Origin of the sequence: Bradyrhizobium sp. BLXBL-01, from assembly GCF_051853025.1 — a bacterium.
Lineage (GTDB): Bacteria > Pseudomonadota > Alphaproteobacteria > Rhizobiales > Xanthobacteraceae > Bradyrhizobium.
On sequence record NZ_CP182471.1, the window covers coordinates 2,088,246 to 2,104,100 of the forward strand.

Consider the following 15,855-nt stretch of genomic DNA (forward strand, 5'->3'; position numbering starts at 1 on the left):
TTGTAACTGCACGCCGCGAGCGGGGCGGTATTGGATTTAAGTCAGTGCGTCGTCGCACATCGGGACTCCCGATTATTTGAAGCACGGCGCCTGTACACCCACGCTCGCTGCAAAACGTAGAGCGCTGTAGAGCCGTGAGCGCGGGTGTGATCGCAGGAGAGGTGATCGGTCCCAACGGCGAGCCAATTGCCGGTGCGAGGGTGATGATTGTGAAGGGTCCTCAACATGAGGACGTTGCGCTTCTTACCGATGCGAATGGAAAGTTCACGTTGGGTGTCCGAGGAAGCGGGATTTACCGTCTACTTGTGAAGACATCTGGTTTTCCTAGCATGGAGCAAGATGTCGAAGTGACAGGACAGACGACAATTTCAGTACGAATAAAGTTAGGGGGAAGCTGATGACAACGCCTTCGCTGACTGTCTTTTCAGGCGTACTTGAACGTGCCGAGGATCGTTTTCTTCTAAGGTCTGGCGGTTTGGTCGCTGAGCTCGTTCTTGCATCAGACGAAACAAGGGAAAACCTGGCCGCTGTGATCGGTCAAACTATATCCTTCACGGGCCAGCAGACTGTAGCCCGGATTGAACAAGCGAAATTATTGCAGGAAGTCGGCGCTGCGGAGACTTCCACAGTGTCGCAGCAAGCCCGCTTTGCGCCGGTATTCGCTGCGATCGACCAGAATAGTGCCGCCCTGACGGCCATCCCCAACGTTGTTTCAGTAAGGCCGGGCTTCCGTAGAGCCGCCGGCCATCTGACGAGCGAGCCAGCCATAGTTGTTTCAGTTTGTCGGAAGCTCGACATGGATGAGCTTGCTCCTGCCGCAGTCATCCCGAGAGCAATCGAAAGTATTCCAGTGGATGTGGTTGTCGCCGACCCCCGAGAGATTGTGGGCGACGGCGAAGGCCGAGCAGAGGCCGCTACCGCCACTCCGGCTACGGCGGTTAATTCGCTGTGGCGCGAAATACTTTCGGAGGCCCCCGTGTCGGAGGCCGCGAGAGCCACGCCGAAGATTGGTTACAAGCCGCCGAAGGGCATCAAGCTCAAAGCGTGCAAAATCCGGGATGTTCTTTGTCATATTGGTCCCGATGCTGGTTGGTCGACTCTAAAAGCCTTTCTGCTCGGAACTAAGACGAGCCTCTCGGTGACAATGTACGAAATGACGGCGGATTACATCATCAAGGAGCTTGTGGGTCTCGGTCGTGACACGCCGGATGCCAAGCTGTCACTCGTGCTTCAGGAGAATACGAACGAGACTTCTTCGGTAGCAAAGCTAAAGCGAGCTTGGAATCACGAGCGCTTCAACTACGCAAAGGCCGTAGTGAGTGGTCCACACAGGATTTTTGCGAACTCGTTTCACTCGAAAGTCGCGGTGCAGGACAGCGAAGCGATGTGGCTATCTAGCGGGAACTGGAGTCCTCATTCACAGCCGCAGGTCCCCGCAGGTCCAAGCCCGACCATCTATCGGCTCGGAAATCGCGAATGGCATGTTGTGATCAAGAACCCCGAGCTGTCGGAAATATTCGAAGGCTTCATTCTCTACGATCTCGATACGGCAGCGAAGGTAGCGGAAGAAGAGGTTGCTCCGCTCATGCCGGAGCTCTTCGTGCCAGAGAGCGCGTTGATTCAAGCCGAGGCCAGAGTGGTGCAGCCAGCTCCGTTTGCCACCAAGCACATCGTTCGGAGCGCTGAAGATGCGATCAAAGTGCAGCCGCTGATGACGCCTGACAATTACGGGCCAGCGATTCTCGAGCTCATCAATTCTGCTGAAGACACCCTCTACATGCAGTATAGCTACATACGCGGGCCGAAGAATAACGATCTATACCGCGATCTCCTCAAAGCAGTAGCCGGACGCATGAAGAAGGGCGTCGATGTTCGCGTGATCGTCGATACGCGAAACGAAGCCGACGCCGATGTAGATCTCGTGCTGGCACTAGGGTGGGATAGCTCGCGATGGCGCCGCCAGGTTAGTCCAGTGCACAACAAGGGTATATTGGTCGACGGCCATTTGACGGTAGTCGGAAGTCAGAATTGGTCGAGCGATGGGACGCAGATCAATCGCGACGCCAGTTTGATCTTCGACGACGCGGAGATTGCCGCCTACTATGACGCAGTCTTCCAATTCGATTGGGCTAACCTTACCAAGCCCATTGGTGCACAGGAGACTGCTCCGATAGTGGCACAGCCCGGAGATCCGACACCTGTCGGTATGGTCCGGGTGCCATGGAATGCTTGGTACGGATAGCCTCGAGGCTTTAGATGGAAAGCTTCGGAGACCTTGCCTCTGGTACGGCCCCTGATGGTCTGGTCGAGAGGGCGCGGACTTTGCTGACCCGAGGTGGCACCCTCGAGTCGAGCTTCGGATCTGGGCCGATTCCGGATGCGGAGTTGACTAAGGCCGTCGCGAGCCAGCTAGCGAAGCTCGCGCCTGGCAGTCCGCAGGTCCCCGCAGGACCGGGGCCGGCTGAAATAGCAACAGCCAAAAAGGCCATCGATACCGCACGAGCGGCACTTGGCAAAGGACCAACGCACAAGCCGTCGGAAGAGGACCTTTCAGCGCTTGAGCTCATCGTGCAGACCGTTGGCCGTCCCGCATTGCGCTATCGGGATAGTCGTGTCGAACTGCCGCCCAATCGGCTAGGCGATAACTCTCGATGGGTGGTCCTCATCACCCAAGAACGAGAGAAGATCAATCAGCTATCGAGCAGCATCGGACGGATCTATTGCTCGCAAGGTTCCTCCGTACCGGTCTTGGGGACCGGTTGGCGGGTGGGGCCAGATTTGATCGTGACTAACCGGCACGTTGCGCAAAGTCTGGTAGTCGACCGGACAGCGTCTCCAGATAGCTGGAAGGTGAACAAGGATAAGAAGCCCGTTGTTGATTTCGCGTACACGGATGGAGTTGGAGGCCCATCGCTTTGTGGCCTTGGCGACCTTCTATTTTGCGCCAATCCCGATGATGTTGATATGGCAATCTTCAAGGTGATGCCCGGATGCACTTCACTGCCTGCCGCCATACAGATCGATTGGAGTGAGGCCGCGCTAGGTCAGGTTCTTCCAGCAACCCCGCAATCGCCAACTAAGTTCCAAGGCGAGGAAATCTACGCGGTCGGGCACCCATACTGGCCAAATGCAAATGAGCAAGCACGCAAGCTTTTCGGGGATGTCGATGGCCGAAAACGCTGTTCGCCAGGTCTCGTGACCGGCATCGATCCGACGCGACCCATTCTATTGCATGATAGTTCTACGTTGTCCGGTAATTCGGGTTCTTGCATAGCCGTCGTTGGTTCAGGAGGTCATGTGGCCGTAGGGCTCCACTTCGGCGGAAAGGAATTAACGACGGGGATTGCGAATGCCCTCGGTTCAACTAATTACGCCATCGCGTTCGCTCGCCTTGGTAGCCATCCTGCCGTTCCAATTTTGAAGCGATCACCATGAATGAACACGTCCCAGCTCCGGTCGATACACTCAGCCCTGAGCAGCGCGCTGATCTTGCCAGGCTGTTGGCCGAGCAACTCGTGCCGCGCAACGTCCAGCTCTTGGGCGAGCGGGTGCTTGGAGCACAAGCGGTGGCAGATATCATCGGTAACAGGCCGGCGCCGCCGATGTTGGCGATACAGCTGGTCGAGCGCATGCAACATGAAGGGCGGCTTGCCGATGCTGTGTCTATTCTCCGGACCGAAACCCGCAACGGGAACCTTCTGCAAGGCGTGAATGAGATCTTGGCCGGGCGGCGTCCCGAGGATCTTGCTGGACTACAAGCTACGTTACACGCAGCGGACGATCCCTTCTTTTCGAATGATTTTATCGAGCTCTACTATCCCCGTGTGCAGCGGACAGTATGTGCGATTGCGCTGGGAGATCCGGTCAACGGCCTTCGAGGAACGGGCTTTCTCATTGGCCCCGATCTCGTTCTGACTAATTTCCACGTTATACGTGAATTTTTGGAAATTACTGGGGAGGGGGAAGAACAAAGCATAAGAGCTAAGGACGGCTGCAACGAAATCTTCTGCTTTTTCGACTATCTGTCAGCGCCGCGCCCACGAGTGCCGCCTGACGACGCGCGCCCGCATTCAAGCACCATGGTCAAAGCACTACGCAATGGGTGGTTGATCCGCGCTCGCAACAGGCTCGATAACGAAGGTATCTTTCCCTACGCGACGCAGGCACACAAGCGATTTGACTATGCCATCATTAAGCTTGAGCGAGAGATCGGAAAAGCTCCGTCGAGGCGGAGTGGTGGCTCGATGCGTGGGTGGCTCAATCTTGATAGTGGTGTAAGCTTTTTGGATGATGTCGGAAGCAGGATTGTTGTGCTCCAGCATCCCGAAGGAGCCGAGCAATTGTGGGACGTTGGTGTCTACGACAAGGTAGACCCAAGCCAAACTCGCATATGGTATACGGTGAATACCGAAAGGGGAGCTTCCGGTGGCCCGGCCGTCGACCGAAGAGGGCGACTATACGCGCTTCATAACGCGAGGGTCACAAATGAGGATGGTTCATCGACTATGAACCAAGGCGTTCGGATAGATCTGATCTTCGAGGATCTCAAGACGGCCCCTGTGGTCTCTTTATCTCCGCCAACTGATGACGATCCGGGTTATTGGTCCCTCTCGGAGAATCTTGAGGACCCTCGGCCGATCATCGGGCGCCAAGCCTTTCGGGAGACGGTTCAGAAGATGATGACTCCCACTGGGGACCGATTGATTCAAGTCGTTGGCGTGAAGGACAGTGGTCGGCATTTTTCGATTGATCTTCTACGCCGCATCGTCGGAACGGGCGTCCCCGTGATCCGGATTAGCCCGACAGATTTGCGCACGTTGGATCCAAAGGCCTTTGTCAAAGTACTCGCCGGTGAACTTCAACTTCCTAACATCACCAGCATCCCTGACCCGAAGCCAACCGAACCCGTGTCACGCTGGCTGAGTAACGATCTTCCGGCGTGGCTGTCGCAGCAATTGGCAACGGATCAAGCTCGTATCCCTTCGCGTTATCCCGCCTGGATTGTTGTCGACGCGGCGGTTCTAGAAGGTGAGCGTGTCTCTTGGGCAGAGAATCTTAATGACCTCGTTTCGGCCCTAATGGGTCCTCCAGATGTCGCGCAAGTGACCCCAGAAATTCCACAACTTAGATGGCTCTTGCTTGGTTCGCCCAACAACGTATTTCCACCCAGTCGACACTCTCCCATCGTGGATGACCTGTCACATGCGACCAACACCAATTTTGCTCAAGATTTTGCCGATTGCCTATCACTCGGCTGGCGGTCAATCGAGCGTGCGGCTAGTATCCCACCATCTCTTCTGAAGAATATGGGTAGCACGTTCGTGAATGACGCGATCCGTGACAACAAGATCGTTCGTGCCTATCTCGCGGAATACGTCCGTCGCTTCATCCGAGGCCAGTGAGAGCTGTGATGAACACGCCCGCAGAAAATCCTACTAATTCCAGCTTCAACATCGAAGATCTCCCAGAATGGGCGCGCAGAATTGTCCAGGGAGAGAAGCCATCGACTTCGCTTGCCGACGCTGCCGCCAGTCTTGCTGGCGACATCTCTTGGCCAGCGTTAGTTAACGCTGCAACGGTTTCGTCTTTTCTCCCAGGCGACATCGTGGCGGGCGCGAATCTCGATGAGCAGCACCGTAGGGCCGCAGAGCGAAACGTTATGAGCTTTGCCGAGGAGGTGCATGGGCCAGATGGTACGAAATGGGCTTTGACGCAGGAAGCGCGCAGGTCGGTGCTGCGCGTTGCCAGCCAGCAGGACATTGCGGCCGCACTAGTCCGGACGGCTCCGCAGTTCGGTGATCCCCTTAGCGTTGCGCTGCGGGAACAGCTCTCATTTGCGCCCGCCAGCACGGAGACATCCATCGACGTTGAATCGAGGCCGCTTTCTACGCTTGAGGCCCAAAGGGTTGCTGCAACCTGGCTGACCGGTGTAACTCAAAGCAAGGTAGATCTCGATGATCTCAGTCGAGAAATCACACTTCGCCGCCTCCTTCGGCCCTTCAAGCGGATGGTTGGGGCGGAGGGTAGCGATGGAACGCAGATAGACCAGACCAAGGTTCGGTTCTTCGGCCGTGAGGCCGAGATTGCTAGATTGCGGGAATACGTGGGTGTAGTGCCCGCTCCGAGCATTCTCGGTTCAGTATCGCGCTTTGCTATTCGAGCCGGACAGGCTCTATCCGGTGCAAGACCGCTGATTATCTGCGGGATAGGCGGTGTTGGAAAAACAACTCTTATCGCGAAATTTGTACTGGAGCATGCAGAGGCTGCGCGATTTCGGTACCCATTCACCTACCTCGACTTTGACCGAGCCACGTTGAGCGCTCGTCGCCCGGAGCTTCTACTTGCGGAGATGTGCTGGCAGGTAGGGGCCCAATTTGCAGAACTAACCCCTGTAATGCGAACCTTGTACGAGAAAGCGACGTCGCTCTCGACGGCTTTCGACGTGACGGCGGAAAAGGTTGCGCCTGACGCTTCCGCATTGGACGAACTTCAGAGGTATCTTTCGGAGGGCTCACGAGACGTCGCGGCTTTCGCGCTACTAATGCCGCTGCTGTCGACCTTCCGCAAAGCGATCGATGATCACATCTCCAGCTTGGAATCTGTGTTGGAGTGGAAGAGACCTTTTCTGCTCGTTCTAGATACCTTCGAGCTAGTACAGTACTCGGACGCCGACGTGCGTCGGATCGAGGACTTCATTCGCGTTCTAACAAAGTCGCGGAACGGCCTAGGATGGCCTAGACTTCGTCTTATTGTGTCCGGTCGAAAAAGGCCCGATAAGCTGCTCGACAAGAGTCCACCAGATAACGAGGTGATCAGCTTGGGTGTCCTGGATCGACACGGTTGTGTCGAGATGCTTCAGGCACTTTCGAGCGATGCGGGGACGCAGATTGGTCAGGACGATGCCGAGCAGCTCGTCGACGCAATGATTGCCGGACTCCACTCCACGAAGGCGGGAGGCCTACATCCTCTGTCACTTAAGCTTCTTGGAAGCGTACTTGCGAGTGCTAAGGATTCGGCTGGCAATTCTGTAGTAAGTCAACTCGTTCAAGATTTGAAGGAGCAGCCCAAAGAAGACACCCCACTTCGTAAGGCATTGATCGACGGCATACTGGTCCGGCGCATTCTCGAGCACGTTATGGACAATCGAGTGAGGGCGCTCGCCGATCCCGGCTTAGTGGTGCGTCGTATTACACCCAGCGTAATTCGCGAAGTAATGGCGAAAGGAACCCCAAAGCCAGGTTCCCCTAAGGACATCATGGAGGGCGACAGTCTTAAATTCGAGCCGTGGATATTGGCAACCCAGGGCGCGCGCGGTTCAGATCAAGACGAGGCTGACGACATCTTTAATGCGTTCATGCGAGAGGTGTCGTTGGTCGAGAGCGACGAGTACGGGTTGCGTCACCGACAGGATCTACGGCAAGAAATGTTGCCTCTAATCAAGGCGCGGCGTCCAAACCGCTTTAATCTACTTCACTCGCTGGCCTACAGCTATTTCCGGCAGCAGGCTGCTCTTCATCCTGATGATCTTTCCTCCCGCGCGGAAGCGATCTATCACGGCCTCTGGCATGAAGTCTCGATTGACGAGATTGATAGTATTTGGCCTTCCAGTTCGGGATTCGATCCGCGGTTGGACCCTGACGAATTCGAACACATGTCGATAGCGCACCAATATATAAGCGCCAAGACGCGGCAAGCGATGTCGGTTGACGAGATCAAAGCTCTGCCGCGGTCAGTCGCCATCGAATGGTTGATCTCAAGACAGGATACGTTCCTAGAAGACGATTATCCCAACGAAGTTGCACGAATAGCGCTCGCTGCCGCCGGTGATGAATATTCCGGTCTCGACAGTCACATTCCCGCGGCCGCGATAGTCTCGCGTTTATTGTATCGGACCGGCCAATGGGCGGATAGCGAGCGCTTGATAAAACGTCACTTGATCGACTTGATTGACAGTCGTCGCCCCGCTAATTCCGCCTCTTCCTTCCAAGACCCGGATCGTGTGTCGATGCTTCGAACCTGGGCAACCATGTCGGCAAAGTCGGGTGCAGATAGGGTGCCCCTGAATGCGGCGCTCTGGTTGGCGGATCGACGAGGGCTCGAACCGGTTGTTCGAACGGAGCTGTTGTCTTTTGCGGTGCTCGGGCATCGATTACTGAAGGATCGGTCGGACTGGGACCAGGATGAGCATGAGGAAGTCGCGCGTAATGTTGTCGCGACTGCCCGTCTTGTTCGTCCGAGCCTTTGGCGTAGATATGGCCGCGCATTGCGGTTTGCCATTCTCGCGTCTGACGGAGATATCGCCGACTTGCTCGAAATCTATCTCGATCTCGTTAGCACCATTTCTCACGAGGAGGAGGCGCAGCCCATCGTAATCAGGATGCTCACTGAGGCGTTTCGCGGATCTGACCAGGGATTGTTCCGTCGACTCGAAACTGTGAAAGGCGAGGCGCCAGCCATGCGCCCAGCCGATCTGGAGCAATTGTGGCTTGAAGGACGAGATCTCATCATAAACTCCCTCCGATTGCGGCCCAACCTGCAACTCTGGTTGAAGCAGATCGTGATGTTCGATCACTACGATTGGGTCCGTCCCCTCGGGAACGCATTGTCTCGATCGTTCGGAGGAGAGCGTGGTGACGCGCTACGTGACGCACTTGTCGGACAGAAGTTTCTCGCTAATCTAAGTAACCGACCGCTCACGCTTGATGGTCTCTCCATCTGCCAATGGGCGAACGCCGGCGGCCAGCTACTTCGGCTTGCCGCAACGATCGACAAATTTTCTGACGAGTTTTCCTCCGACGCGAACGATGAAAGCGAAAACTATCCGGAGACTGCCTTCGGAATCGCTGAAGCTTTGCTTTTGTGGCACGATACCAATCTTGCTTCGCTCGGTGGCATAGAGGAGCCCCAACCACCTACCGAGGCCCCTCCGAGGAGACGTGGCAGGTCGCCAGCTCCTGCTCCGAGGCGTGCGACCAAAACAATGAGGAAGAAAGCTTGAGCGTGGGCTGTCCGCCGTACGACGCTCGAGTGATTTACGCTTGCGGGAATCCCAAACTACTCCCAATTAAGGTCCCAGCCGAGATCATCCTTGAGTGTGCTAGTCAGAATCTGATTGCTGATTGCCGAACCGGAAGAGTTATTCTTGCTGAGGTCAGGGCGCCCGAAGGCAATGATTAGGGTGTTTGTCTAGGTAGGCCTCATCGAGCGAAAGTGGCTCGATAATCGGCGTGTGCTCGGCGAAGATCTCGCGAATCTGTCGGCTGATCGCCTTGTAGACTTCGAAGCGTGGCTTGACGATCCCTGATCGGGCCTGACGCTTGAGAGTCACAGCGGCCAGAAACCTTACGGCCGGCCCACTCGGGCAGGAAATAAGCGTGGCCGGCGGGGGGAGCTTTTTGCAGCAGCGAAAGAATGCTTATTCAGGAGGGCCGGCTTCCTAGCATGGTAAAGAGACACGCATGTTATTGCTTTCTCTAACGTTCTCGACAATGAACGAGGTCCTGCTCACATCATTCCGCAGCCGCGGCGCGCTCGGGCTCACCTCCGCCTTTTCCCGCGTGACGGTGCTGCCTGCTCGGCCGTCGTCCGGGTTCCGTGGCTGCGGCTACGATCTGAGATTCTGGCCCTGCAAGCAGGTCGCCTCGCCCTGACCGCGGTCGGCGTCGGGCGGAACTCATTGCCCGGTCGTATCACGGGACTGTGGTGTGTGCCATCAACCAGGGGCCCTTAACGGTCGGGCCGTGCCGGACTTGCAATCATATGTCACTTGGAAGACAATGCCCGCCGAAGTTGTGAAGTGGTGCCAGGTGACCAGCGGATCACACCGGGTCGAAATTGATACTACCTTCGATCATTTAGGTCGACATTCGATGCCATCATCCAACGGACCTCATGTCTGTGTCGATATGCGTTTGCCGCTCCGGTTTCTGCTAGACGCGGCAGAACGAGCCTTGGGCGAAGATCCACGGAATGCCTCGACAGGGGAGCTCTCCGTCGCGCGACGTCCGGGATTGGACGTATCGCTCGCCGAGCGGTTCGGCGCAGCGTTCACCGGCAAGCTCTGGAAGACCGGGCGGCGGCTGCGCGTTCGTCATCTCGACGGTGACCCCGCCATTCACGCCAAGATCGCAAGCTGCGCTAAGACGTGGGAGAAATTTGCAAACATCAAGTTCGATTTTGGCGATCATCCCGAGGCGGAGATCAGGATCTCGTATGATCAGGACGGGCAGTCCTGGTCGTATGTCGGCACGGATGCGCTGTCCATTCCTCAGGACGAGGACACGATGCACTTCGGCTGGTTTACACCCGAGACTGAAGACAAGGAGATCGCACGCGTCACGGTTCACGAGTTTGGGCATGCGCTCGGCATGGTCCATGAGCACCAGCATCCGGACAACCCGATCAAGTGGGACAAGGATGCGGTCTACAGATATTACTGCGAGGAATTGAATTGGACGAAGAAGGACGTGGACCTCAATGTGTTCGCGGCTCAGACGCGGGCTGAAACGCAATTGGGCGGCTACGACGTTCATTCAATCATGCATTATCCGGTCGACCCTCAGTTCACCACCGACGGCAAAGCCGTCGGAGAGAACTTTGTACTGTCTGCGCTCGACAAAAAATTCATTGCGCAAGTGTATCCGAAGGCGGCGCCGAAGCGGGCCATGAGTATGCCGCCGCCCTCGCTCCAGGTGGCAGCCGATGTGCCGAAGATGATCACGCGGCGCTGGGGATGAATTGAATCGTTATTCGGGACAAAATGAGGTGTTCCGGTGGCCGAATTGTTCTTTACGCCTAAAGAGCCTGTAACGGGTCCCCAACTCCATGCCCTGATCATCGGGGTCGACCACTATCCATATCTCGGCAAAGCAAAGGCCGTCGCCCGAAAACTGCCGGCTCTGGACAATCTACATTCGCCCTCCGTTTCCGCGCGCATGCTCGCGCAATGGCTAGTCGATCACGAGACCTGGCTGGACGGCGTGAAGCTCGGTTCGGTGGATCTGCTCGTTGCGCCCGTGCCCGCTCAGGGAGCGGTCGCGCAAGCGCCATCTGGGCATCTGGAGGCGATCGCAGCAGCATTCGATACCTGGTACGATCGCTGTAATCAAAGCAGCGAGAACGTCGCCGTGTTCTATTTTTGCGGGCACGGTTTACAGAAGGACGCACTTCTGCTGCTGCCGGAGAATTTCGGAATCTTTAGGAACAATCCCTGGATGCACGCGATCGATTTCGACGCGACTTTTGCCGGTATGTCGAACTGCGCGGCGCGGACACAGTATTTCATCATCGATGCGTGCCGCCAGTGGCCGCAGAGCGTCGTTCAGGATCTCAATGTCAGCGGTGTTGCGCTGGGGCGGGCCGATATCTGGAAGCAGAAGCGCCGGTATGCTCCAGTGTTGTACGGTGCGGCGACCGGCCTGCCGGCCTTTGGCGACACCGCCGGCAACGCCAGCCGCCTGTCGAGAGCGGTTATTGACTGCCTAGAAGGGAAGGCGGCGGTGAAAGAGAACGACAAATGGTTGGTCAGCGACGAGCGTCTCGGCCCTATCGCGAAGCTCATCGTCGAAGCCGGCAATGACCTGCTCGACAACACGGACGATCACCAGATCGTCGATCCGACGACCGGCGAGGCTTCAGCCAGCAAGCGCACACTGGTGGTGTTGCCCAAGGGAATTCATCCTCGCGCGCAGGTCGAGTTCGTGTGTGACCCGATCGAGGAAACGGAGGATGGACAGTTTTACCACGAGGGTCTGGACCCAAAATCCGATGAGTGTCGAGCTGATCGCAAGGGCCATTGGTCGGTCGAGCTGCTTGCCGGTTACTACAAATGTGGCGTGACGATCACCCATGCAAAAGAGGGAGATTTTTTCTTGCCCTGCGAGACCATCATGCCGCCGTTCCGGTCGGTGCGCGTACCAGTTGTGCGAGGAGATCGTGGATGATGAGCGGGACCATCACCCTTCTCTCCAGCCAGTTTCAAACTGGAACCCCTCTTGTCATCGAGCTGCTCGATGGTGACTTGAACCGCAGATGGCAAGGCGCGGTAATTGTAAACGAGCCGGCCCCGTTTCCCATCCATCTCGCGGCAGGAATTGGGACCATCGTCGTGGCATTTCCGTCCGGGCACACCGTTCCGGTCCCGCTGATACCCATATCCGGTGAGGCTAAGGGGGGGATCAAGGAAGGGTCGATCGAACAGGGAGCGATCAGAGTCGAGCTGCCACGAATGCCGGAAGCGGCGGCGCTCGCCGACGGTCGGCGATTGCCATCAGGCCGATCGCTCGAAGATGTCTGGGTCAGGCTGTGGTCACAGGGTAAAGTCGGCAGGTGGAGGGTGCAGCGCTGGAAACCTACGTTTCACCCCAACGCGGACGGCAGCGTGTCAGGTGAATTTCGCTCGGGCGAGCTTCATACGGGGCAGCACTTCCTGCAGATCGGAACCGGCTTGTCGCAGCCGCGAATGACAGCGATCCCGATGGATGGTGCGACTTTCGTGTTGCGGCCCGATCCGCGCCGCAGCGATGACGCCGTCGAGGTTGCTGTCAACATCGATGTCGATGCCGGGAGCCCCGGAGCGCGTACATTGTTGCGCTATCTCTCGAATGGCGATCTGGAGCGCGCGCGGATCGTCGGGGATACTCTGCTTCCCGGAGATCCCGAGATGCTCGATCTGACGACTGCAGTGATTGGTAGCTACTACCTGCTTGCCTGCGGTGACATGGATCGGCTCGAGCGTCTTCTCACCGCGAGCATGTCGAAGTGGGCCAATTGCCTGCCGGATTTTGCCGTGATCGCGGCCTGGGGATGTCTTCGCCGGGAACAGCCTGATGCAGTGCAGGCGCGCCAGCACCTTCTCGATGCGTCCAAATGCGGAGTGCCTGTCTATACGCGCGGATTGCGCCTGATGGTCGACGGCTTGCGGATGGTCATGACCGACGAGGCGCTTCGCAATAACGAGGTTGATGGCGCCGACAAGTGGCTTCGAAAATTCGCCGGCGTTGCCGATTGGCGTGCCACGTTCACGACATTCCGTGCGGCACATCCGAATAAGCCCACCAGCTCGTCAACGAGCATGAACTGGTTGACGGAAGCGGGGCGGGCCAGGTCGGATCCTCTGAGCCTTTTTCCCTGGGCCTCGGCGTCGCGATCAGTCTCGCCGCACGCCGGGCGCGATGAGTCCAGCGGCCATCTTTCTGCGGCGTTCAGCCGCGCGTTCGCATCTCTCACCGGCAATGTCGGCGCAGCAGAAGCATACAAGGCTTTCAACGACAGCATCGCCCAACTTTGCGGGGCGACCCCATGAGTGGCGCCAGCGCTCTCTCGACCTACAGGGCAGCCGCGGTGAAGCTCCGCGAAGTCGCAGAGTGGAACCGTTTCGATGGGGAGTTTCAGGAGCCAGCATCCAGTAGCGGCCGGAAGCGCGGCCGCCTGATTCCTCTGGTCGATGCGAACATCGTCAAGTTCTTCATGGATCCCGATCACGAGGCGCGGTTGGTCGACTCGTTCGCGAGCCTGCATGCCTCGCTCGGGTCGCAACAAAGCCGAAAGGTGCGCGAAGGCGAGGAGACGGTTCCGCAGCACCTCATGACGTTTGCCCGCGTCACTGCGGAGTTCATGTTCCTGAGCTCGGAGATTTCGATCGGCAACGAGGCGCGGCAGCTCTGGCGGGAGGCGCCGCTGATTGCGCCCGCCCACGCCGAGGAAACTGCGAGCATGTTGCGCCAGATCGAGCGAAAGATCACCAATCTCTACAGGCGCGTTGCGCTGATGACGGAAGCAGAGATTCTCCAGGCCGACGGTAAGGAAGCCGCCAAGACTGTCGAAGCGTTGCAGGAAAATCGGGAAAGCGAGCGGGTTCCGGGGCTCGTTCGTGAAATGTCGGGCTCTTTCGAGAAGTTGTTCGGTCCGAAAGAGCGTCAGGACAAGAATGATCAGGACAAGGATTACAAGAATAGTGAAATGACGGCTCTCGAAGAGGGCTTGCGGTGGTTGCGGTTGATGCGAGACTCGAAGCTGCGCCCTCTGCTCAGCCATCCGATGTGCGATGACCAGGTGCTGCATCCTCCGATCGATAAGATCGAGCGGCTGGCAAGAAAGCTCGTGAGTCAGAAAAAGAAGGCGGCTTTGACGCGCGGTGAATCGTCGACCCGTGTATCCCAGCTGGCCTGGCAGGATGCGACCGTTGTCGTGCAGGCTGGCATTCTCAACGAATTGGCGAGACAGAGGACGGAAGATGACGAGGAGAGGCGCTTCATCCTGATCACGGGTGACGAGACCCTTCATGCGGTCTACGCCGATCTGTTCTGGAGTGATCCCGATGCCGATCCAGCGCATTATGTGTTGCGGCATCCGCTGCAATACATCCCGATCATGAATGCCCGCGACATCCCGAATGGCTATCGGGCGAAAGCGTTGTTTGACCAGTTATTGAAGGTGCTCGATACCGTCACTGACTTCGTGACGCAGCGTAGGTGCGACGCCTTTGCGTTGGGCTACGATTTTCGGCGGCGGCCCCACACGCTGCCGCGATGGCTCGATCAGCTCGAGATGCTGTCGCTCCGTCGGCTTGCGGATTTGTGGCTCGAAGCGACCATCGCGTCGAACGCCATTTGCGCGGGACTTGCGGTCTACGATTTTGGTATCGACTATCTATCCCAAAGGCTCGATCAATTGGCGGGCGACAAGGACGCCCGGGACCCTTTGATCAAATTGCACAAGGAGATACTTGACGAAATCGAGGGCACGCAGCTTCCGCTGATTGCCCAGGAATTGCTGACCGAGGCGAGCGGCGCGCTCCGCCGTCAGAAGGCGACGGGCGTTGGGAGAGCGCGGATTCCGCTCCTCCTGAGAGAGCGATTCGAGGACGTTACGCGCACTCAGCCGATCGACGAATTTGTGATGGGGTTGGGAAACAAGGGCGGTGAAGCAAGTCTGTATCAGCTCCAGGCGGCGATGATGGATTGGCCGCCTGCCAAGACTCTTTTTTTTGCTGGCATGGTCGCGGCCGTTGCAAACAATTTCGAGCGTGCATCGAGGCAGCTTGAACATGCACAACAATTGGCCCCCGTCGCCCCGGCGAGCGGATCGGCCAAGCGTCGGTTCGACGTCCACGAGATTTCGTATCTTCAGTGTGTGGTCGACCGGATGCGCATGCGCGACGAGTCCATCTTCAAGGAGGTGCGGCGTCGGTTGGAGGGGCTCGTCAAAGGCGCATCCGAGGAGTCTTTCGAAAGAGCCAGGGCCTTGAGCGAGCAGGGCTCGCTCTTTCTCATGCGCTATTTCAACTTGAGATTCGGCGTCGAACTAAATGATCGAGCGGATATTCACGACTTGGTCTCCAGAGCGCAGCACTATCTGGACGAGGCGCGCCGCGCCTCGTCGATGTTGGGTCGGGAGCGCAACGATCTGGTTCGCGCGCTCGACATCCAGATTCACACCAACACGATTGGGGTGCAGATCGTCCGAAGCGGCTTTTTCGACGGGCGGCCGACCCCGGTCAAGGATGTCGACACCAGTCTGGGCGTCCTCGAGAATATGAGGGACGATCCGGAGGATCAGGATCACATCGTCGGATTCTGGGAGCAACTGGCCCATTGGCTGGCGGCCCCGCCGGGCCGTCGTCGCGAGGAGGCCGCGTCGGTAGCGAAATTCTGTAGGTCTGGTCTGAAAGGTTTGGAAACGCTCGGTGACGAGTATCAGGCGCCGACCGATGCCCCCGTCTTTCGATTTGTGGCTGAACGTGCCGAGGCCGAGTTTTCCGAGGTCAGCGCCTGAGGTCGGGCTCGCCGGTCACTTGCGGCCGGGACTCCGTCACGGCCAATTATGCGCGCCGCGCGGAATGATCGTCCCTAGCGT

General features: G+C 57.6%; 10 protein-coding genes and 1 pseudogene. 10 read left to right on the forward strand and 1 reads right to left on the reverse strand.

All coding sequences use genetic code 11. The features are described 5' to 3' along the window. Positions 1-161 precede the first annotated feature (161 nt). From ACNJYA_RS09600 to ACNJYA_RS09620, 5 genes are read left to right on the forward strand one after another with little or no spacing between them, the layout of a single operon-like run. The gene (locus ACNJYA_RS09600) at positions 162-398 is read left to right on the forward strand and encodes a carboxypeptidase regulatory-like domain-containing protein (protein ID WP_439403413.1); all 237 of its coding nucleotides are present in this window, start codon (positions 162-164) and stop codon (positions 396-398) included. Then, positions 398-2,242 (forward strand): phospholipase D-like domain-containing protein, encoded by a 1,845-nt coding sequence (locus tag ACNJYA_RS09605; protein ID WP_439402649.1) that lies wholly within the window; start codon positions 398-400, stop codon positions 2,240-2,242. The genes ACNJYA_RS09600 and ACNJYA_RS09605 overlap by 1 nt, the downstream gene beginning before the upstream one ends. Before the next feature lie 14 nt (positions 2,243-2,256). Further along, positions 2,257-3,435, forward strand: coding sequence for a trypsin-like serine peptidase (locus tag ACNJYA_RS09610; protein ID WP_439402650.1), 1,179 nt, complete (start codon positions 2,257-2,259; stop codon positions 3,433-3,435). Continuing rightward, positions 3,432-5,402, forward strand: a complete 1,971-nt coding sequence (locus tag ACNJYA_RS09615) for a trypsin-like serine peptidase (RefSeq protein WP_439402651.1) — start codon at positions 3,432-3,434, stop codon at positions 5,400-5,402. The genes ACNJYA_RS09610 and ACNJYA_RS09615 overlap by 4 nt, the downstream gene beginning before the upstream one ends. An 8-nt stretch (positions 5,403-5,410) precedes the next feature. Continuing rightward, complete coding sequence (locus tag ACNJYA_RS09620) at positions 5,411-8,998, forward strand: hypothetical protein (RefSeq protein WP_439402652.1); 3,588 nt, start codon at positions 5,411-5,413, stop codon at positions 8,996-8,998. Positions 8,999-9,172: 174 nt separating this feature from the next. Here the strand turns inward: ACNJYA_RS09620 and ACNJYA_RS09625 are convergent. Next, positions 9,173-9,337, reverse strand: a pseudogene (locus ACNJYA_RS09625) (DNA polymerase IV); the annotation flags it as partial. Between the two features lie 121 nt (positions 9,338-9,458). Between ACNJYA_RS09625 and ACNJYA_RS09630 the strand changes: the two are divergent. The 5 genes from ACNJYA_RS09630 (at position 9,459) to ACNJYA_RS09650 (ending at position 15,774) form a co-directional block, all read left to right on the forward strand. Next, positions 9,459-9,650 (forward strand): hypothetical protein, encoded by a 192-nt coding sequence (locus ACNJYA_RS09630; protein ID WP_439402653.1) that lies wholly within the window; start codon positions 9,459-9,461, stop codon positions 9,648-9,650. Positions 9,651-9,776: 126 nt separating this feature from the next. After that, complete coding sequence (locus ACNJYA_RS09635) at positions 9,777-10,736, forward strand: M12 family metallopeptidase (protein ID WP_439402654.1); 960 nt, start codon at positions 9,777-9,779, stop codon at positions 10,734-10,736. 36 nt (positions 10,737-10,772) lie between these two features. Further along, positions 10,773-11,942, forward strand: a complete 1,170-nt coding sequence (locus tag ACNJYA_RS09640; protein ID WP_439402655.1) for a caspase family protein — start codon at positions 10,773-10,775, stop codon at positions 11,940-11,942. Continuing rightward, positions 11,939-13,303, forward strand: coding sequence for a hypothetical protein (locus tag ACNJYA_RS09645; protein WP_439402656.1), 1,365 nt, complete (start codon positions 11,939-11,941; stop codon positions 13,301-13,303). The genes ACNJYA_RS09640 and ACNJYA_RS09645 overlap by 4 nt, the downstream gene beginning before the upstream one ends. Further along, entirely contained in the window at positions 13,300-15,774 is a 2,475-nt protein-coding gene (locus ACNJYA_RS09650; RefSeq protein ID WP_439402657.1) for a hypothetical protein, read from the forward strand. Before ACNJYA_RS09645 ends, ACNJYA_RS09650 begins: the two co-directional genes overlap by 4 nt. The last annotated feature ends 81 nt before the right edge of the window (positions 15,775-15,855 follow it).